General features: G+C 64.6%; 25 protein-coding genes. 4 read left to right on the top strand and 21 right to left on the bottom strand.

From position 1 onward, the window contains the following. Positions 1-66: 66 nt before the first annotated feature. The 5 genes from flhB to flgC are packed head-to-tail and all read right to left on the bottom strand — an operon-like array spanning position 67 to position 2892. A complete protein-coding gene (flhB, locus tag CVN68_RS08795; protein WP_100281868.1) occupies positions 67-1137 on the bottom strand; it encodes a flagellar biosynthesis protein FlhB in 1071 nt (356 codons plus the stop codon). Beyond that, entirely contained in the window at positions 1137-1895 is a 759-nt protein-coding gene (fliR, locus tag CVN68_RS08790) for a flagellar biosynthetic protein FliR (RefSeq protein WP_100281867.1), read from the bottom strand. The genes flhB and fliR overlap by 1 nt, the downstream gene beginning before the upstream one ends. Then, a complete protein-coding gene (locus tag CVN68_RS08785; RefSeq protein WP_100281866.1) occupies positions 1892-2155 on the bottom strand; it encodes a flagellar biosynthetic protein FliQ in 264 nt (87 codons plus the stop codon). The genes fliR and CVN68_RS08785 overlap by 4 nt, the downstream gene beginning before the upstream one ends. Before the next feature lie 3 nt (positions 2156-2158). Next, positions 2159-2473 (bottom strand): flagellar hook-basal body complex protein FliE, encoded by a 315-nt coding sequence (locus CVN68_RS08780; RefSeq protein WP_100281865.1) that lies wholly within the window; start codon positions 2471-2473, stop codon positions 2159-2161. Between the two features lie 11 nt (positions 2474-2484). Beyond that, positions 2485-2892, bottom strand: coding sequence for a flagellar basal body rod protein FlgC (gene flgC, locus CVN68_RS08775; protein WP_100284301.1), 408 nt, complete (start codon positions 2890-2892; stop codon positions 2485-2487). Between the two features lie 164 nt (positions 2893-3056). On the opposite strand from flgC, the gene CVN68_RS08770 reads away from it, so the two are divergent. The 3 genes from CVN68_RS08770 to fliP are packed head-to-tail and all read left to right on the top strand — an operon-like array spanning position 3057 to position 4619. Beyond that, complete coding sequence (locus CVN68_RS08770; protein ID WP_100281864.1) at positions 3057-3293, top strand: FliM/FliN family flagellar motor switch protein; 237 nt, start codon at positions 3057-3059, stop codon at positions 3291-3293. Continuing rightward, a complete protein-coding gene (locus CVN68_RS08765) occupies positions 3293-3880 on the top strand; it encodes a FliO/MopB family protein (RefSeq protein ID WP_100281863.1) in 588 nt (195 codons plus the stop codon). Before CVN68_RS08770 ends, CVN68_RS08765 begins: the two co-directional genes overlap by 1 nt. Next, entirely contained in the window at positions 3873-4619 is a 747-nt protein-coding gene (gene fliP, locus CVN68_RS08760) for a flagellar type III secretion system pore protein FliP (protein WP_100281862.1), read from the top strand. The genes CVN68_RS08765 and fliP overlap by 8 nt, the downstream gene beginning before the upstream one ends. A 390-nt stretch (positions 4620-5009) precedes the next feature. Here fliP and CVN68_RS08755 read toward each other — a convergent pair whose 3' ends face one another. The 14 genes from CVN68_RS08755 to CVN68_RS08690 all read right to left on the bottom strand — a co-directional run bounded on the left by CVN68_RS08755 (position 5010) and on the right by CVN68_RS08690 (position 16981). After that, positions 5010-5633, bottom strand: a complete 624-nt coding sequence (locus CVN68_RS08755; protein ID WP_100281861.1) for a PilZ domain-containing protein — start codon at positions 5631-5633, stop codon at positions 5010-5012. Between the two features lie 91 nt (positions 5634-5724). Beyond that, positions 5725-6165, bottom strand: a complete 441-nt coding sequence (locus tag CVN68_RS08750; RefSeq protein ID WP_100281860.1) for a hypothetical protein — start codon at positions 6163-6165, stop codon at positions 5725-5727. A gap of 6 nt (positions 6166-6171) precedes the next feature. Next, entirely contained in the window at positions 6172-7029 is an 858-nt protein-coding gene (locus CVN68_RS08745) for a flagellar motor protein MotB (protein WP_100281859.1), read from the bottom strand. A 1-nt stretch (position 7030) separates the two neighbouring features. Then, positions 7031-7366 carry a hypothetical protein gene (locus CVN68_RS08740; RefSeq protein WP_100281858.1) on the bottom strand — a complete coding sequence of 112 codons (336 nt, stop codon included), beginning with the start codon at positions 7364-7366 and terminating at the stop codon, positions 7031-7033. Continuing rightward, a complete protein-coding gene (locus CVN68_RS08735; RefSeq protein ID WP_100281857.1) occupies positions 7366-7890 on the bottom strand; it encodes a chemotaxis protein CheD in 525 nt (174 codons plus the stop codon). The genes CVN68_RS08740 and CVN68_RS08735 overlap by 1 nt, the downstream gene beginning before the upstream one ends. After that, entirely contained in the window at positions 7890-8279 is a 390-nt protein-coding gene (locus tag CVN68_RS08730; protein WP_199560239.1) for a response regulator, read from the bottom strand. Before CVN68_RS08730 ends, CVN68_RS08735 begins: the two co-directional genes overlap by 1 nt. Beyond that, positions 8279-9313, bottom strand: a complete 1035-nt coding sequence (locus CVN68_RS08725; protein WP_100281856.1) for a protein-glutamate methylesterase/protein-glutamine glutaminase — start codon at positions 9311-9313, stop codon at positions 8279-8281. Before CVN68_RS08725 ends, CVN68_RS08730 begins: the two co-directional genes overlap by 1 nt. After that, on the bottom strand, positions 9310-10188 hold the full coding sequence (locus CVN68_RS08720; protein ID WP_233503647.1) for a CheR family methyltransferase: 879 nt from the start codon (positions 10186-10188) through the stop codon (positions 9310-9312). Before CVN68_RS08720 ends, CVN68_RS08725 begins: the two co-directional genes overlap by 4 nt. Then, on the bottom strand, positions 10185-10679 hold the full coding sequence (locus CVN68_RS08715) for a chemotaxis protein CheW (protein WP_100281855.1): 495 nt from the start codon (positions 10677-10679) through the stop codon (positions 10185-10187). The genes CVN68_RS08720 and CVN68_RS08715 overlap by 4 nt, the downstream gene beginning before the upstream one ends. Then, a complete protein-coding gene (locus CVN68_RS08710; protein WP_100281854.1) occupies positions 10676-12886 on the bottom strand; it encodes a chemotaxis protein CheA in 2211 nt (736 codons plus the stop codon). Before CVN68_RS08710 ends, CVN68_RS08715 begins: the two co-directional genes overlap by 4 nt. Continuing rightward, entirely contained in the window at positions 12883-13248 is a 366-nt protein-coding gene (locus CVN68_RS08705) for a response regulator (protein ID WP_100281853.1), read from the bottom strand. The genes CVN68_RS08710 and CVN68_RS08705 overlap by 4 nt, the downstream gene beginning before the upstream one ends. After that, entirely contained in the window at positions 13245-13565 is a 321-nt protein-coding gene (locus CVN68_RS08700; RefSeq protein ID WP_100281852.1) for an STAS domain-containing protein, read from the bottom strand. Before CVN68_RS08700 ends, CVN68_RS08705 begins: the two co-directional genes overlap by 4 nt. Further along, the gene (gene motA / locus CVN68_RS08695; RefSeq protein ID WP_100281851.1) at positions 13540-14424 is read right to left on the bottom strand and encodes a flagellar motor stator protein MotA; all 885 of its coding nucleotides are present in this window, start codon (positions 14422-14424) and stop codon (positions 13540-13542) included. The genes CVN68_RS08700 and motA overlap by 26 nt, the downstream gene beginning before the upstream one ends. A 136-nt stretch (positions 14425-14560) precedes the next feature. Next, positions 14561-16981, bottom strand: coding sequence for an HAD family hydrolase (locus tag CVN68_RS08690; RefSeq protein ID WP_100281850.1), 2421 nt, complete (start codon positions 16979-16981; stop codon positions 14561-14563). Between the two features lie 115 nt (positions 16982-17096). Between CVN68_RS08690 and flaF the strand changes: the two genes are divergently transcribed. Then, positions 17097-17456, top strand: a complete 360-nt coding sequence (flaF, locus tag CVN68_RS08685) for a flagellar biosynthesis regulator FlaF (protein ID WP_100281849.1) — start codon at positions 17097-17099, stop codon at positions 17454-17456. 109 nt (positions 17457-17565) lie between these two features. On the opposite strand, the gene CVN68_RS08680 is transcribed toward flaF, so the two are convergent. Beyond that, entirely contained in the window at positions 17566-17769 is a 204-nt protein-coding gene (locus CVN68_RS08680; RefSeq protein WP_100281848.1) for a helix-turn-helix domain-containing protein, read from the bottom strand. Then, complete coding sequence (locus CVN68_RS08675; RefSeq protein ID WP_100281847.1) at positions 17769-18290, bottom strand: DUF2975 domain-containing protein; 522 nt, start codon at positions 18288-18290, stop codon at positions 17769-17771. The genes CVN68_RS08680 and CVN68_RS08675 overlap by 1 nt, the downstream gene beginning before the upstream one ends. Positions 18291-18440 lie beyond the last annotated feature (150 nt).

Below are 18440 nucleotides of genomic sequence, written 5' to 3'. Positions count from 1 at the left end.
CGATGAATGACGGAAACGATTAAAACCGCTCACCGCAAGCGCGAAAATAAATGACGCAGTGCAGCGTCATCGCCTCGTCTTTGCGATCTTCATGACATAGCTGATCACTTCGGCGACTGCGGCATAATGCTCGATCGGGATCGGATGGTCGATCTCGGCCGAGGCATAGAGCGCGCGCGCGAGCGGGCGGTTTTCGACCAGCGGAATGTTATGCTCGGCGGCGACTTCGCGGATCTTCAGCGCGATCGCGTCGACGCCCTTGGCGACCACCACCGGCGCATTCATCGCGCCGTGATCATATTGCAATGCGATGGCGTAGTGAGTCGGGTTGGTGATGATCACGCTCGCCTTGGGGACGTTCGACATCATCCGGCCCTTCGCGCGCTGCATCTGGAGCTGACGGATCTTGCCCTTGATCTTGGGATCTCCCTCGCTCTGCTTATACTCGTCCTTGATCTCCTGCTTGGTCATCCGCATCTTCTTCATGAAGGCGAAGCGCTGCCAGGCGAAGTCGAACATCGCCAGCGCGCCGACCAGCAAGGCGATCGGGAAGAGCATCGCATAGACGATGTCGCTGGCCGCGGCGCCCATCGAGACGAGATCCGCGCCCACCAGCCGATCGATCGTCGCCGCATGCGGCCACGCGATCCACGCGCCGATGCCGACGACGAGGCAGAGCTTGGCGAGCGTCTTGAAGAACTCGACCAGCGATTGCTTGCTGAAGGTCCGCGTGAACCCGGTGACCGGATTGAGCTTGGACCATTTCGGCTTGATCCGGCTCGCCGACAGCATCGGCCGGCCCTGCAGGAAGCCGCCGAGCAAAGCGAAGCCGAACAATGCGGCGAGGATCGGAGTGAGGGTAGTGAAGATCGTGCCGAACAGCCCGGTCGCGAAATCCTGTGCGCCGACGGGCTCCATGCGGAAATCGTCGGCGCTGCCCCACAGGCGCACGAACAGCGATCCCATCGTCTGCATCGTCCACGTGCCGAGGCCCCCCATCACGACGAGCGCCGCGACGAACATCGCGGCGTGCTTCATCTCGGGCGCCATCGGCACTTCGCCGCGTTCGCGAGCGTCCTCCAGCTTCTTGTCTGTGGGATCTTCTGTCTTGTCTTCCTGGTCGGTATCGCCCGACATCACCAACCGCCCTGCATCGCGTCACCCATCGCAGTGGCGAAGACGGTGAGCATGGTGCCGATGGTGGCGGCGAAGATGGCGATGCCGAGCAGCAGGTTGAGCGGCTGGGCGATGAAGAAGACCTGGATCGCCGGGGCGATGCGCGCCGAGAGTCCGAGTGCGACGTTGAAGACGATGCCGTAGACGATCAGCGGCGCGGCGAGGCTGATGCCGAGCGTCATCGAGCGGCCGATCGCGGCGATCGCGAGCTGGGCGAAATCGTGCATCGGCGGAATGCCGCCGATCGGAAAGCTCTGATAGCTGTTGATGATCGACCCGAGCCATAGGTGATGGACCTGCATGCCCATGCACACGAGCGCGGCAGCGACCCCGACGAACTTGGAAAGGAGCGGCGCCTGGCTCGCCTGCATCGGATCGAAGATCACCGCGGAGGACAGGCCGACCTGCATGCTGACGATCGAGCCCGCCATCGAGATCGCGAAGAACAGGATCTTGACGATCATTCCCATCGCCAGCCCGGTCATCAATTCGGTGATGATGACGGCGGGGAGCACGGCGCCGCCCTGGAGCGCCGCGCGCGCAGGCTCGCCTAGCGCGCCGTAAAGCGCCGCCGACATCGCGAAGGCGATCATCAGCCGGATCCGGCCGGGGATCGAATCCTCGCCGAACACCGGCAGCAGCATCAGCACCGCGCCCACCCGGGCGAACACGATGAAGAAGGCGGAGACCTGGAATTCGAGATCGGGCGGCAGAATCATCCGGTGATGATCAGGTCGCTGATCTTGGCCATGAAGCCCGACAGCGCCTGCCCCATGGTGGGGAGCATCAGCAGGAAGACGAGGCCCATGGCGAGCAGCTTGGGCACGAAGGTGAGCGTGGTCTCCTGGATCTGGGTCAGTGCCTGGAGCAGACCGATGATCGTGCCGACGATCAGCGAGGTCAGCAGCAACGGGCCCACCACGGTGAGCACGAGCAGCAACGCCGCCTCGGAAAGCTGGATGACCTCGCTAGGCGACATACGTCAGATCTGCATCCGCATGATGTCGGTATAGGCGCTGACGACGCGGTCGCGGACGGCGACCATCGTGTCGAGCGCGGTCTCGGCGGCGCCGATCGCAGTGACCACGTCGATCAGATCGCCCTTGCCGGCGACCTGCATCGCCGAGGCCTGTTCGGCAACGCGCATCTGCTGGGCAGTGCCGGTGACGAGGTCCTCGACCATCGACCCGAAACCGCTCGCGCCGTCGGTCTTGCCGACGGGCGATTTGCCGAGGGCGTTACCGATCCCTGCGACCTTGCCATAGGCAGAAGTCGCATCAAGTGCTCCAATGGACATGGAAATTCCTCTTACTTGAGAAGGTCTATGGTGCGCATCGTAAGGCTCTTGGCGGCCTCGATGGCATTGAGATTGGCTTCGTAGCTACGCTGCGCCGCCTTCATGTCGGCGCTCTCGACGAGACCGTTGACATTGGGCTTGAGCACATAGCCTTCGCCGTCCGCGGCCGGGTGGCCGGGCTGATAGATACGCGTGAAATCGGAGCGGTCGTTCTCGATTCCCTGGACCTTGACTTCGGTGGCGCCGGTGGCGCGGTCGACCTCGGCTTTGAAGCTCGCGATGCGGCGGCGATAGGGATCGCCGCCGGGAGTCTGCGCGACCGAGTCCTGGTTGGCCAAATTCTCTGCGATGACGCGCATCCGGAGCGACTGGGCGCGAAGTCCGGAAGCCGAAACGCCGAGTGATGCCTTCAAGTCCATTTGGTCGAGCTCCACAACCGGCCGAGCGGCCATTTCCTCCATCATAGGCAATTCTTGCCGGGGGTGGGGCGGGGAGGCGGAAAAAACGTACCTAGGCAAAATTTGCCGGGTCCCGCGCCGGCTGTCGGGATTGCTTCCTATAAGACAGTCAGAAAGGGGCACGCATGTCCGTACTCGACGAAATCATGATCGACATGTCGATCGTCCTCGGCTCGGCCGAGATACCGATCCGGCAGATGCTCAAGATGAGCCGCGGGGCGATGATCCCGCTCGATTGCGGCCAGGACGATCCCAGCCTGGTCTATGTGAATGGCGAGCTGGTGGCGCGCGGCCGCATCCTCGTCGACGGCGAGAACATGTCGCTCGAAATCTCCGAACTCGTGAAGAAGTCGCGCAACTGATGGACATTCTTTCGATGCTGCGCACCTTCGGGGCGCTGGGTCTGGTGCTGGGCATGCTCGCCGGCGCGCTGTGGGTGGTGCGTCGCTACGACATCAAACTGCCTGGCCGCGTCTCGGGCAGCGGGCGCAAGCGCGTCGAGCTGGTCGAGCGCCTTGCGGTCGACGCCAAGCGTTCGATCGCATTGATCCGGCGCGACGGCTGCGAGCATCTGATCCTGATCGGACCCGAGGGCCATGTGACGCTCGAGACCGGTATCACGGCGCCCGTGCCGGTAGTCGCATCGGCTCCCGCAGAGCCCATGCCCGCCGCCAATTTTCAGGCTGACTTCGCCGCCTTCACCAACAACTTCGGCAAGCTCGTTGATCTCTCGCGCAGCAAGCTCGCAGCAGTGCGCGGCGCCAATGACGACGAATGCGACGACGGCCATGATGTCGACGACGACGGCGATGACGAGCCGACCGAAATGGCAGCTGCCGAAACAGCCACAGGCGACCTTCCCCAGACCGCGCCCCGCAAGCGCACCCGCCGTCCGCGCGATACCAAGCGCTGGAACCGCGCCGCGGTGCGCGAGGCGCTCAATGCGTAAACTTTTGATCGCCGCCATGGCTGCGCTCGTGTTGCTGCCGGTGGCAGCGCACGCGCAGGCGGCCGGCGGCACGACCATCAACCTCGGGGGGGCCACCGGCGCCGGCGGCCAGCTCTCGGCCAAGGCGATCCAGATGGTGCTGATGCTGACCGTGCTCAGCCTCGCTCCCGGGCTGCTGATGACGGTGACCAGCTTCACCCGAATCGTGGTGGCGCTGTCGCTGCTGCGTACCGGAATCGGCGCGCCAGGCGTGCCGCCCAACCCGGTGATCATCAGCCTCGCGATGTTCCTGTCGTTCTTCGTGATGGCGCCGACCTTCGAGAAGGCGTGGAGCGAAGGGGTCGACCCCTATACCAAGGGCAAGATCACCGAGCAGGTCGCTTTCGAGAAGACCGTCGCGCCGTTCCGCGTATTCATGCTGAGCCAGGTGCGCGACAGCGACCTCAAACTGTTCGCCGATCTGGCCAACAAGCCGATCACGAGCCGCGCCGAGGCGCCGCTGACGACGCTGGCGCCTGCGTTCATGATCTCCGAGCTGCGTCGCGCGTTCGAGATCGGCTTCCTGCTGCTGCTGCCGTTCCTCGTGATCGACCTCGCGGTGTCTGCGGTGCTGATGGCGATGGGCATGATGATGCTGCCGCCGCCGACGATATCCTTGCCGATGAAGATCATCTTCTTCGTGCTGGTCGATGGCTGGGCGCTGGTGGCGGGGTCGCTGGTGAAGAGTTTCGCGACGTAGCGAGTGGGCCGCACGCGCACTCGATACGAAAGGGCCTTGGGGAAAGCCGGGACCCTTTTCATTCGAGCACTGACGTGCACTCGGCGATCCTCCCCCTCGGGGCAGGATTGACGGCCTCTGCGTATCGCCGCTGGAAATGTAGGAAATGTTCTGCTTTCGTCCGGAGATGGACCGGCAACAGCTTCCGCATGTCATGGCGCCCGGTTTGCGCCGCCGGCCGGTATAGCGGTTGACTCGCAAATGCGAAAGCGAGTCAAGCGTCAGCAGGCCCGGTTCGCTTGACTCGGTTAAGATCGACGCAAAACCGTGCTTTTCGAGCCAACTAAAAGGTTGGTCTCGACCGCTGATCCAACCGCCCGGTTGGCTACCGACTTGCCATTCCCACGACCCTCAGCTGTCGAGGGTGCAGTGCTCGAGCCAGGGGCCGAGGTCGTTATAGGCGATCGGCTCGAGGAAGATCAGGCCGGCCTTGTCGTCGGTCGCCCAGCGCGTCGTGCAGCGGCGCGAGGGGAGGCCGGGGACCGACAGGATGATCTCGGTATCTTCGCGCGGCGGCTTGGGCATCGAAATGCGCGCGCCGCTCTGAGAGATGTTCTCGAGCGTCACGTCGATATGGCGGCCGAAGCAGCTGATCCGCGCGACGCATTCGACGTCGAAGCGCGGCGCGCGCGGCGCCGGGCCGCAGAAGCGCTCGAGGCTGGCTTTGGCTTGTGCGAGGATATGGTCGACGTTGATCGCCTCGGCGAACTCGACGCCGGCACGGCCCTCGCTGCTCCACGCGACGCTGCCTTGGAGCCGGTCGCCGTTACGCAGCTCGACCGTCACCCAGCTGCCATGACCGAGGGTATGGTGCGTCTCGAGCATCATGCCCGTCATCGAGATGTTGCGGATGCGGCACAGATGCTCGGCCGCGCCGCGGCTGAGCAGCTTGCCGACCAGCAACGTGGTGACCGTGCGCGGGGCGCGATCGGCGGCAAGCTCGGCTTCGGCGTTCTGGATCTGGGTCAGGTGCATGGCTGTCCCTCCTGGTCGATGGGATCCCCTCGCCGAGCCTTATTGGCATAAGGAAGGGAGGGCTGTGTCGTCCGTAAAATTACGCTCCGGGTCATGCCGGGTTGGCCTGCGTCACGGCGACTTTCCGGAGCACGCCGGCGCCGAATGCCTCGGGTCCGGCGTGCATGACGACTTTCCGGAAGGTCTCGAGATCGGGGATCAGCCCGTCGGGACCCGCCGCCATCGGCGTGCGATAGGTGCGCATGTTGATCGCGTGGAGCAGCAGCGGCATCCGTGCCGCGACGAACTCGGCCTTTTCGGCGGGAACTTCGAGCTGGATCTGGAACTGGACATAGCCCGACAGCCGGCCGTCGGCGAAGACCAGCGGTGCGAGTATCTTGCCCGCATCGACGAAAGTCTTGTCGGTCTCCGCCACATGTGCGGTCGCGGCCGCCGGCCCGGGGCCGAGGAGCATCACGGTCGCATAGGCAGCGCCGCCGCCGAGACCAAGGCCCGCGAGCAGAACGATGAGGAGGAACAGGATCTTTTTCATGTGTCCTCAGAATCTGAAGCTCGAATCGCTCGGCAGGGCCGAGGCCTCAGCCTTGAGCACCACGGTGATGCGGCGATTCTCGGGACGGTTGGGCTGGTCGGGATAGACCGGCCTGGTGGCGCCCATCGCGACGATCTCGGCGAAGCGGTCGGGCGTCATGCCAGAAGCGATCAGCGCCGACCGCGCGGCGAGGGCGCGTTCGCCCGACAACCGCCAATTGGCATCGCTCTGGATGCCGCCGGCGCCGTCGGTATGGCCTTCGATCGCGATCTGGGTGCCCGAGGTGCCGAGTTTGGCCGCGACCTTGGCGAGCATCGCACGGGCGTAGGGATTGAGCTCGGCGGTGTTGAGGCGGAACATCGACTGCTGGTCGGTATCCATCAGCGTGATGCGCAGCCCATCGCGGCCCGGATCGATCTGGACGTTCTTCTTCTGGCCCGAATCCCGCGACGAGGAATCGAGCGCGATCTGCAACTCGGAGGCGAGCACGCGCATCGACGCGTCGGGAACATTGGCGGTGCCGCCGCGTGCGGCGCCAGCGACGGCTGCCTCGCTGGTGGGCGTACCCTGTGCCTTGCTGCTGTCGGTGGAATTCTTGCGCGAACGGCCGCCGGCGCCTTCGGATGCGCCCTGCAGCGGAGTCGTGGGAGAGCTCTCGCCGACGGTGGGCGTGAAATATTGGGCGAGGCCCTTCAGCCGCTCCTTGTCGGGATTGGAGATCAGCCAGAGCAGCATGAAGAAGGCCATCATCGCAGTCACGAAATCGGCATAGGCGACCTTCCACGCGCCGCCATGATGTCCGCCGACGACCTTCTTGACCTTCTTGATGATGATCGGGCGATTGTTGCCGCCAAAGCTCGCCATGTCAGCAGCTTCTGAGCGCGGTGCGGATGCGGTTCTGCACCTCGCCGAGGCGAACATGGCTGATCGCGGTCAGCGAATCTTCGCCGCTGGCGATCCGATCGAGCAGGTTCACGCACTCGTCGGCATGCTGGATCAAATAGTCGAACGTCTGGAGTTGCTCGATATAGGAAGTTGCGAAATGCGCGTCGCCCACCAGGACTTCGGCGAGCCGCTCCAGCATGTCGCGCATCTCGCGCAGTTCGCCGGCCATCACGCTGTGGAGCGCGCCCGAATAGGGGTCGTAGCCGGGCATGGGCTCGACCGACGGCGATTGGGCGGGCACGGGCAGACACGACATCAAAACAGCTCCAGGTCTCCGCCGACGGGCGGCAGGGCAACGGGGACGGGTGGACGATCGGGAACGCGATCCGCGACCTTGGTGCAGCGGCTGCGGCCCTCTTGGGGAAGGAACTCGATCTTGCGCGCCGAAGTGCCGCCGACGTCGCTATGCGCAACCTCGATGCCTTCGGTCTTCATGAAGCGATGCGCGAACGCGGCGTTCGAAGAGCCGATCGAGCCGAGGCCCGAGACGATGTTGGCGCCGCCATATAAATGCGCGCGCAGCCGGGTGCGCATCGCACCCTTCTTCATCATCCCGTTGATCAGAAGCTCCATGGCGTGAACGCCGTAACGCTGCATGTCTCCGACCGAGACGCGGTGGTCCGCGCTGGGTTCGCCGAGAAGGAAGTGGTTCATACCACCCACCTTTGCGACGGGGTCGTAGAGACACGCCGCCACGCAGCTGCCGAGCAGAGTCGTGATGACGACGTCCGGCTCCGCCACGATGGCATTCTCGCCCTGGACGATCGCCACGCGTCGCATCAGGTCAGCTCGCCGAACACGCGTTCGATTTTTTCCTTGAGCGCGGCGGGCGCGAACGGCTTGACGACATAGTTGTTCACGCCGAGCGCGGCGGCCTTCTGGACGATCTCCTTGTCGGCCGAACCGGTGAGCATGATGAACACGGTCTTGCCGATCACTGGATCGGTGCGCACCGCCTCTAGGAACTGGAGACCGTCCATCTCGGGCATGTTGAAGTCCGAGATCACCAGATGGACGCGATCGGCCTTGATTGCCGAGAGCGCCTCGACTGCGCCCGGCTTGTCGCGCACGTCCTTGAACCCCAGATCCTGCAGCGCGCGACGGATCATCGCACGCATGCTGGTCTGGTCGTCCACGACCATCACCTTGATTGCTGCAGCAGCAGGCATCAGACGCTCCCAACCTTTTCACGGCATGCCTTGAGGATCGCCTCAGGCATGGCAGACAAACCAACTTCCTTCTCGACCGCGCCGAGCTCCACCGCCGCGCGGGGCATGCCCCACACGACGCAGGTGTCGCGGCTCTGGCTGAGTGTGCGGGCACCAGCCCGGCGCAACGCCAGCAGACCTTCGGCGCCGTCCTGACCCATTCCGGTCAGAATCACGCCCACCACCGAGGCGCCAAGCGGCGCCACCGAGCGGAACAGCACATCGACCGAGGGCCGATGGCCAGTGACGAGATCCCCGGAACGCAGTTTAATGCGCCCGGCGACACTGCCAGAGAGCTCCATGTGCGTTTCGCCCCCAGGTGCAATATAGACGGTTCCAGGCTGGACCGTCGCACCTTCCGTAGCTTCCATGACCCGAACCCGACATTCGGCGTCCAGGCGTTGCGCGAAGCTGCGGGTGAAGCTCGCCGGCATGTGCTGGACGATCAGCACCGGCGGGCAATCCGCGGGCAGCGCCGGCAGCAGCGAGAACAATGCCTCGACGCCGCCGGTGGAGGATCCGATCGCGATCAACTTGCCCGCACTGCCGCCGGCGACGCTGGGCTGCTGGGGGAGGCGGGCCGGCCCGGCGCGCGCGACCGAGCGTGCGGCGGTCTTGACCTTCTCGCACAGCAAAGCAGCGTCGCGCTCGATATCTTCGGGCGTACCGCTCGGCTTGGTGACATAATCGACTGCGCCGAGGCGCAGCGCCTCGATCGTGACTTCAGCGCCGCGCGCCGTGAGCGTCGAGCACATCACGACCGGCATCGGGCGGAGACGCATGATGCGCTCGAGGAACGACAGCCCGTCCATCCCCGGCATCTCGATGTCGAGCGTCAGCACATCGGGGTTGAGCTGCTTGATCATATCGCGTGCCGCGAACGGCTCGGGCGCCATGCCGACCACCTCGATCTCGGGATCGGCCGAAAGCATGCGCTTCAGCGTCGCCCGCATCGATGCGCTGTCGTCGACGATAAGGGTGCGTACCGGTCTCATCCCCTGGTCTCCGGCTTCGCGTAAATCGTATGGCCGCACGACTTCATCCGGCTCGCCGCCGGGCCGATCAGTCGTTCGGAATGGCCGATATAGAGATGACCGCCAGGCGCGAGCTGGTTGACGAAACGCTCCTCCAGCTCCTCCTTCGCAGGATCGCCGAAATAGATCATCACGTTGCGGCAGAAGATCACGTCATACTGGGCCTTTAGCGGCCACTTCTCAAAGAGGTTGAGCACCCGTGGGGTGACCATCTGGCGCGCCTCGTCGGCCATCACGAAGCCGCCCGGCGCGGGACGCATCCAGGTGCTGCGATAGGGCTCGAGAACCCCCGACGCGACATTGTCCGCATAGAAGCCGCGCTGGACGGACTCGACGACGTGCGGCGCGATGTCGGTCGCGAGCAGGCGGACGTCGGCAGTGCGCAGCCAGGTCGCCGACGTGCGATCAGGGCCCAGCAGGCACATCGCGATCGTGTAGACCTCTTCACCCGACGAGCAGCCGGCGGACCAGATCCGGACCGGCCCCTGTTTGCGCTTGAGCACCGGCAGGACCGTCTCACGGAAATGCTCGAAGTGATGCGGCTCGCGGAAGAAGTGCGTGTGGTTGGTGGTCAGCGCCACCACCATCGCATGCCGTTCCTGCGCGTCCGACTGGACCATCGCGACATATTCCGAGAACCGGCTGAGGCCATGCTCGCGCAGCCGCCGCGCCAGGCGCGACTGGACCAAAGTGGTCTTCGCTTCGCTCAGCTCGATGCGGGCGTCGCTGTGCATGATCGCGGCGATTGCGGCGAAATCGCGGGGCATGAGCTCCGCATTTGCCGCAGCCATCGCGTTGCCGCCGGCGAGCGCCACGGCGCCCCCGGCGCGGCTCACGCTGCCATATCCAGATGCTTGGTCAGGCTCAGCGCTTCGAGGTCGAGCAGCAGCACCATGGTGCCGCTCTCGTCGCGAGTGCCGTCCTTGGCGCGCGTGGTGATGCGCACCAGACCGTCGATCACGCTCGATTCGATCGTCTCGACCTCGGGGGCCGGCTGGATATCGCTGCGGCTGATCCCGACGATGTCGTTGACTTCGTCGACGAGGAAGCCCGCCTGCTTGCCCGCGATGCTGACGACGAGGATGCACGAGCGGGCATGGATCACGCTCGGCTCCCAGCCCAGCCGCTCGGCGAGGCCGACGACGGGGATCACGTTGCCGCGAAGGTTGCTGACGCCCTTGATGAACCGGGGCACGTTGGGGAGCGGAGTCGGTTCGTCCCATTCGCGGATCTCGATGAGCGCACCCATGTCGATTCCGAAAGTCTGCTTGCCGAGCGTGAAGGTGACGATCTTGCAGTCGCTCGCAGTTTCAGTCTTGGTGGTCATGCGGCCAGTCCTTTGGGAGTGTAGCGGTTACTGGAGGCGACGAGCGCCTCGATATCGAGAATGAGCGCGATCGAACCGTCACCGAGGATGGTGGCGCCGCCGAGCCCGCGGATCGGGTGGAGATTCTGGTCGAGACTCTTGATCACCACTTCGCGGCGGTCATCGATCGTATCGACGACCAGACCGACCTTGCCGTGCTCGCTCTCGACGATCACGACCAGCGAGTCCTCGACGAGACGATCGTCGTTGAGACCGAAAATCTCGGTCGCCCGCTTCACGGGGACATATTCGCCGCGCATGTCGATCACTTCGCTGTCGGGCGAAGTGCGCTTGACCTGGCCCGGCTCGGGCTGGACGGTCTCGAGTACATGGGCGAGCGGCAGGACGAAGCGCTGGCTGGCGAGCCGGACGATCATGCCGTCGAGGATCGCGAGCGTCAGCGGCAGAATCATCGTGAAGGTGGTGCCTTCGCCGGGAACCGAGTGGATCTCGACGCGGCCGCCAAGCGCCTCGACGTTCGAACGGACCACGTCCATGCCGACGCCGCGACCCGAGATGTTCGAGATCGTCTCGGCCGTCGAGAAGCCCGGTGCGCAGATCAGCTGGTCGATTTCCTCGTTCGAGAGGACGGCATCGGCCGAGATGATGCCCTTTTCGATCGCCTTGGACTTGACGCGTTCGCGATTGATGCCGCGGCCATTGTCCTGGACCCGCACGAAGATGCGGGCGCCCTTCTGCTCGGCTGACAGCTTGATCGTTCCAACGGGCGACTTGCCCGCGGCGATACGCTCTTCGGTGCTTTCGAGGCCATGATCCGCCGCGTTGCGGATCATGTGCGTCAGAGGATCGCCGATTTTCTCGATCACGCCCTTGTCGACTTCAGTCGTCTCGCCGACGGTCTCCAGCTCGATCTGCTTGCCGGTCTCGACCGAGAGGTCGCGCAGCATGCGCGGCACCCGGCTGAAGGCCTGCTTGATCGGCTGCGCGCGCAGCGACATGACATTGTCCTGGATCTGGCGTGTTAGGCGCGCCAGCTCGGGCAGTTCGACGCGTTGACGGTCGGCGGGCGACAGCCGGTCGGCGAGGATCGAATTGCGGATCACCAGCTCGCCGACCAGATTGAGCAGCAGATCGAGCTTCGACAAATCGACGCGGATCGTCTGCGACGCCTCGTTCACCTGCTTGGGTGCCGCGCTCTCCGTCGGGATCACCGGCGCGGGCGTCGGGGTCATCGGCGTGGCGGCGAGATCCGCCACCACTTGCTGGACTTGCGCGGTGAGGTCCTCGATCGAGGCAGTGACCGGCACGAACGGAATCAAATCCTCCACGGCCGGTTCCAGCTCGAGCACGGGTGCCGGAATGGGTTCGAACGCCGGGGCAGGGGCCTCGACTTCGTTGCGGGTGATTTCGATCAGCGAATCCGGGGAGACGAAGTCGAAGCAGTCGTCGATGTCGTTCCGGGGAACGTCGCCCGGCATGCTCAGCACCCAGGTGAAATAGGAGTCCTCGGGATCGAGATCGCGCAGCGGCGGCACATCCGACACGTCGACCGACTCGATCGTCGCACCGAGCGTCTCGAGCTCGCGGATGAGGAGCATCGGCTCGCTGGCATTGGCAAGTGCCGCGCGCGATGGCTTGAAGCGAATCGTCCAGCTCGCAACCGAAGCCGGCTCGGCCGGGGCATCGAAATCGTCGAGCGAGAAGGCGACCGGCATGAAGCCGAATTCGTCTTCCGCCGGCGCTACGGCGACGGGCGCGGCAGCAGGCGCAGGCGCAGGGGCAGGCGCAGCGGCAGCGGGCGCGCCGCCGTCTTCCGCGACACCCTTGTCGGCGAGCACCTTCTCAAGCGCGGCAAGCGCGGCGGCGTCGTTGGGACGCGGCGCCAGGCCCTTGGCGGTCTCGACATGGTCGGCGAGCACGTCGAACGAGCTCAGCATCACCTTCACGACGCCGGGTGTCGGAGCGATCTTGCCGGCGCGAACTTCGTCGAGCACGTTCTCGAACTTGTGTGCGAACGCAGTCAGATCGGCGTGGCCGAATGCGCCGGCGCCGCCCTTGATCGAGTGAACCGCACGAAACACGCCGGCGATCGTCTCGGCAGAGACGTCGCCGGCCTGCATCGCCGACAGACCCTGTTCGGCGGTGGTGAGACCTTCAGTGCATTCTTCGAAGAAGATTGCCTGGATTTCGTCGAGTTCGTCGCTCACGGGCAGACGCGGCGGATCGCCGCCCCCAGCTTGGTGGCTTCGAAGGGCTTGGTGATCCAGCCGGTGGCGCCGGCCGAGCGCGCGCGCTGCTTCTTCTCGTCCGAGAATTCGGTGGAGAGCACCAGGATCGGCGTGCCGCGGAACTGGCCTTCGGCGCGAACCGCCTCAATCAGCTCGAAGCCGTCCATCTTGGGCATGTTGATGTCGGTGATCAGCAAATCGGGCTGGACCTCGTGCATCCGCTCGAGGCCGTGCTGGCCGTCATTGGCGCTCTCGATGCGATAGCCCTGTGCGGTCAGCGACGTCTTGAGGAGCATGCGCATGCTCGCCGAGTCATCGACGGTAAGGATCAACTTGCTCACAGGACGTCTCCGGTTTCGAGTCCGATCGCGGCCGCCATGCGGCAGCTGGTCACGCGATTGACAAAGGCTTGGCTGGGATTGGCGATACGAAAGCGCTGGCCGTTAGCCATCGCCTCGTTGCGCGCGGCGACGAGGAGCTGGAGCACGGCCTGGCCGACGCTCTCGACCTCGGACGCATCGACTTCGATGGTGTCATCGAGGTCGGCGGCGAGGACGAAGCGGACGCGCAGGTCTTCCGCAGTGACGGTGGTGCCGTGCGCCGGCAGGCGCAGCGCGCGGTCATCCGCCGCCTCAGGCAGTGGCAGGGTTGAGTCCATTTTTCGCCTCGTCGAGTGCAGTTTCGAGTTGCTGGAAGCTCGGCGCATAGTCCGAGGGCGTCATGCGGCGGGCGATCTCGATCGCGACCTGAACCGGCTGGTTCTGGGCGTAAGCGACGATCGCTGTCTTTGCGATGAAGAAGGGTTTGGCGTCCGCCTCGATCGTCTCCATCAGCTTCGCGGCGAGCGGACCCACCACGCAATAAGCGAGAAGCACGCCGAGGAAGGTACCGACGAGTGCGCCGCCGATCATCGCGCCGAGGATCTCGGTCGGCTGATCGATCGAGCCCATCGTCTTGATGACGCCGAGCACCGCGGCGACGATGCCCAAAGCGGGCAGGCCGTCGGCCACGACCTGCAGCGCGTGCTGGGGTCCGGCCTCTTCGTGATGATGCTTCTCGATATCGGCATCCATCGCCGCTTCGAGCTGATGCGGATCCTCGAAGTTGACCGTCATCATGCGCAAGTAATCGCAGATGAATTCGATCAGGTGATGGTCCTTGAGAAGGCGCGGATAGGGCGTGAAGAGCGAGCTTTCCTCGGGCGCATCGAGATGCGGCTCGAGCATGGTCGCGCCGCCCTTCTTGAAGGTCGAGAGCACGGTGAACATCAGGGTCAGCAGGTCCTTATAGTCCTGCGCCTTCCATTTGCCGGCCTTGAAGGAACGCACGATGCCGCGGCCGGCCTTCTTCACCGTCGCCATCGAATTGGAGACGATGAAAGCACCGACCGCCGCACCCGCGATCGCCATCATTTCATGCGGCAATGCGTGGAGGATGATATCCATCTTCCCGCCAGCCAATATGAAGCTGCCGAAGACGCATCCGAGGATAATGAGGAAACCGACGCCGTTCAGCATGGTATTGCCGCTTTTCTTTCTCTGGTGTTTCCAGAATTATAGGAAGGATTTGGCAGATCGCGGCACACCGGGACCCGAATTGTTCAGGCGACCTGGCGATCCTGCCGATCGGTCGCCGCGAGAGGCAGCATGCTGCTCATGCGGAAGCTCCCGTGGCTAGAAGGGCGTTGTGGGCGGCAGGCGCGGGATTGGCCTCGCGCCTGGCGATCGGACGGAAGACGACGGCGAGCATCATCTGGCGGTCGCCCTGCCGCGGCGGCGGGGGCACCATCATGAACGAGTATTCGTCGGCGCACTTGAACAGATGCGGCGCGGCCTGGGTCATGCCTTCGAGCGATGGCGCCGCCTCGATTTCCTCGGTGCCCGGGAGCACCTTGTCGCTCAGGAAGCGATCGACGGGCATGAACACCGCGCTGTCGACCTGGACATAGTCGAACAGCTGGCCGAACTGGATGCCGACCGAGAAGCGGCAATCGCCCACCGGGATCGGCGCCATATAATAGCCGTCATGCGTCGGCGTTGCAGTAACGTTGCCGGTCGAAACTTCGCGCCCGTCCGCCACGATCAGCGGCAGCGAGATCGTCTGGTCGACGAAATCGGCATATTTGAGCGCCAGCCCGAAGCGTTTGTGCGCGAGCAGGCTGAGCTTGAGCGCCATGCCCTCGCCCTGCAGCTCGGCGGGCAAGTACATGCGGTCGGCACCCTTCATGTAGAAAAGGCCGCGCTGGCGCAGGCCCTTGCGCGCGATCTCGCTGTCGAACAGGGCGACCGTGTTGTCGACGCCGAGGTTCACGTCGTGCTCGAACTGGCCGAGCACTGCGAGTTCCTCCGCGACCGGCATATACATCAGCCGGCCGAGCACCGCGGCGGCGCCGCGGCGCCACATCGCGGCGTGATGGGCCGAAGCGGCCCGGATGGTGACATCGGCCTGGATGTGCGCGAAGCGGATTGCGCCCGCCTGGATGCGCTCGCGGATCGCCGACTGGCGCGACTTGATGCTGTTGCCCTTGCGGATCGCGGCGCCGTCGACGGCATAGTCGACCACCGAACCTTGCGCGGCGGTGCACAGCTGCTCGAGCACGGCGACGTTGGTGCACAGCGCTTCCAGCGTATAGCCGTCATAATGGTCGTGGCCGATAAAGCCCTTCTTGTCGAAGCCCGCGCGGAATTGCTCGCGCAGGAGCAGATAGCGTCCGGCGACATGAACGCCGAAGCTGCGCACGAGCAGCGCCTCGACTTCGTTCTGGACCGAGCCGTTATAGCCGAGATCGACCAGCATGAGCGTGTCGCCGGGTGCCGGATCGACCGTGCGGCGGACGTGCGCGACCAGCCGCCCGGCGAATGCATTCGACGCCTTCACGATGCGGCGCAGGCGCGACGGGATGGTGATGGCATTGGCGAACGCCGCCCCGCGGGTTGCAGCGTCGCCGCGCGGCAGCTTCTTGACGATCGTCTCGATCTCGTCCTTCGGCAGGAGCATCTGCTTGGCGACCACGAAGGGATCGCCCTCGACTTCGATTTCAAGATAGCGGCGGACCGCATTTTCGTCGACGAACGTCGAGGCAGTGGCAGTGAAGCGACTGATCTCCAGCGCCTGACCGGTCTGACCGCTGCTCGCCTGGTACATCAGCTGCGGCAGATAGCCGTCGCGCATCAGGAAAACGTGGTGGACCTTGCCGCCATGCTTCGCCTGCAGTGTCTCGGCCTCGTCTGCCAGCCAGCGATCGTAGCCATAGAGCACCGGGCCCAGGGTCGCGAAGCCGAACGCCTCGGCCGTGTCGGCAATCACCGGCTCCTCGAGCGAGAGCGCGGCGCGATGGGGCTGGTGGGTGAGGGCGACTTCGTTCGCCGCCGGGTGCAACATCGCGCCCACCGCGGCTTCGAGTCGAAGGCGCTGCTCGCTGCGTTCGGTGAACTGCTTGAGGTGGAGCGTGGGCACGCCGAACGGCGCGACTCCGTCCACATCGGCGCGCTTGTTGTCGCCGATGTGCAGGATCTCATGCGGCTGGACGGTCAATTCCTTGAGGATGAACTCGTACAGACCTTCGCTCTTCGCCTTGCCGTACGTGGCGGAACAGAAGACGCGGTCGATCATGCCGGCGACGTCTTCGCCCGCGGCGGCGGCGATCAGGCCGCGCAGCTGTTCGGGGTTCAGATAGGTGTCGGAGACGATGATGATCTGCAGTCCGCGCGCCTTGGCGGTGCGCATCAGCTCGACCGTCGGGCGAAAGGCGAAGCAATGTGCCGCCTCGGCCTGGATCTCGTTCTGCACGCCCAGCGTGCGGGCGTCGGTGCCGCCATTGGGCAGCAGCTCGCGATAGATTTCCTCGATGCTAACTTCGCCACGCTTGTAGCGCAGCTCCGCAGCGAGGCGGGCGCGCTCCTCGGCCCATTGGCGCTGCGTCACCGTGGTTTCGCAGAGCGCGCCGAATAGATCCTTGGGCGCGTGCGTGTCGCGCCACAAAAGGGTATCGAAGCAGTCGAGCGAGAGCAGCTTGATGCCGTCGCGCCCATCGAGAGCGCCCGGCAGTGCATGCGGAAGAATAGAATCGGCCAATGCAGTTTCCCTGGAAAATGCGTCCGCATCGGGTGGACGCATGATTCTTATAGGAAGAGCGAAGACCAGCTCGGCGAAATCTTCCTAGAATGAGACCGTCAGCAAAGGAGCCCGCATGACTCTCACTGCCTATCAGGTCGCCCGCAGCAGGGCGGAAACCCCCCGTTCGGCCGAATTTCGGCTGATGAGCGAGATCACCGGCGAAATGATGGACGCCGAGACCGCCGGTTTGAAGGGAGCGATGCTGATGCGGCCGCTCCACCGCAACCGCGAGATGTGGTCAGCCTTCGCCACCGATTGTGGTGCGACCGGCAACGGCCTGCCCAAGGAGTTGCGCGCCCAGATCATTTCGCTCGGTCTATGGGTCGAACGCTTCACCAGCGACGTTGTCGCCGGGCGCGAGCCGGTCGGCGAACTGATCTCGCTCAACCGCACGATCATGGAAGGACTGCGCGGCCAGCGTCTCGCGGCCTGAGCAGCACTTCCGAAATCAGAAAAGGGCGTCGCGGGAGGACCCGCGGCGCCCTTTTCCATGCCCTCAGATGCGCCGGGCAGCAGGTTTGCACTGCCTCGCTACAGGACGGCTATTGCTGATAGCCAAGCAGGTCTGCGGGCTGGCAATCCAGTTCGCGGCAGATCGCATCGAGAGTGGAGAAGCGAATGGCCCTGGCCTTGCCGGTCTTCAGGATCGACAGGTTGGCCAAGGTCAGGTCGACGCGCTCCGAAAGCTCTGTCAGCGTCATGCCGCGTCGCTGCAGCAATGCGTCGAGCGTGATCACGATCGGCATCAGACAGTCCCCTGCAGATCGTCGCGCATCGCGGCGCCGTGGCGGAAGACACGGGCGAGGATGAACAATGTCAGCGCAAGACCGAGCCCGCCGAGCGAGCTGCCCCCCTGAACGCTGAGTTCCTCGAGATGTTGCGACAGCCATGACACCACCGGCATCAGCAGCCACCCTGCGGCGGTCACGCCGAGGGCCAGCCAGCCCATGCGCGCGAGCCGATCGGCGTTCCCCGGCTCGAACGGATCGCCATCCTGCACGGTGCGGACAATGCGCCCGAGTTCTACCGCGAAGCGGAGGCTCATCACCAGCATTGCAATGCCGGTCGCGGCGCAGAACAGAATCACCGGCAAGGTGACCGAAGGGGCGGCGGCAAGCCGTTCGGCGAGGCTCGGGTTGGGAAAGAGGAGCAGCGCGACGAGCGCCACGGTCACCACGAGGATGGTGAGGGCAATGATGCCGATGGCAATGCGCAAGGCATGGCGCGAGATGGTCAGTAACAGGTCGCTGCGGCGATCGGGAGCCATGGGTTCATTCCTCTTCCCGGCAGTGCACCCTGCACCAAGCCTTCTCGATTATCGATAAACCGCGCACTTCATATCGTCAATCGATATTATTGAAATTCAATATGGAGAGCGCGTAGGTCCGACTATCTCTGCCGACGCGAGGGAGGACGA

Origin of the sequence: Sphingomonas psychrotolerans (assembly GCF_002796605.1) — a bacterium.
GTDB classification, from domain to species: Bacteria; Pseudomonadota; Alphaproteobacteria; order Sphingomonadales; family Sphingomonadaceae; genus Sphingomonas; species Sphingomonas psychrotolerans.
This window is presented reverse-complemented; position numbering and strand designations above follow the sequence as displayed.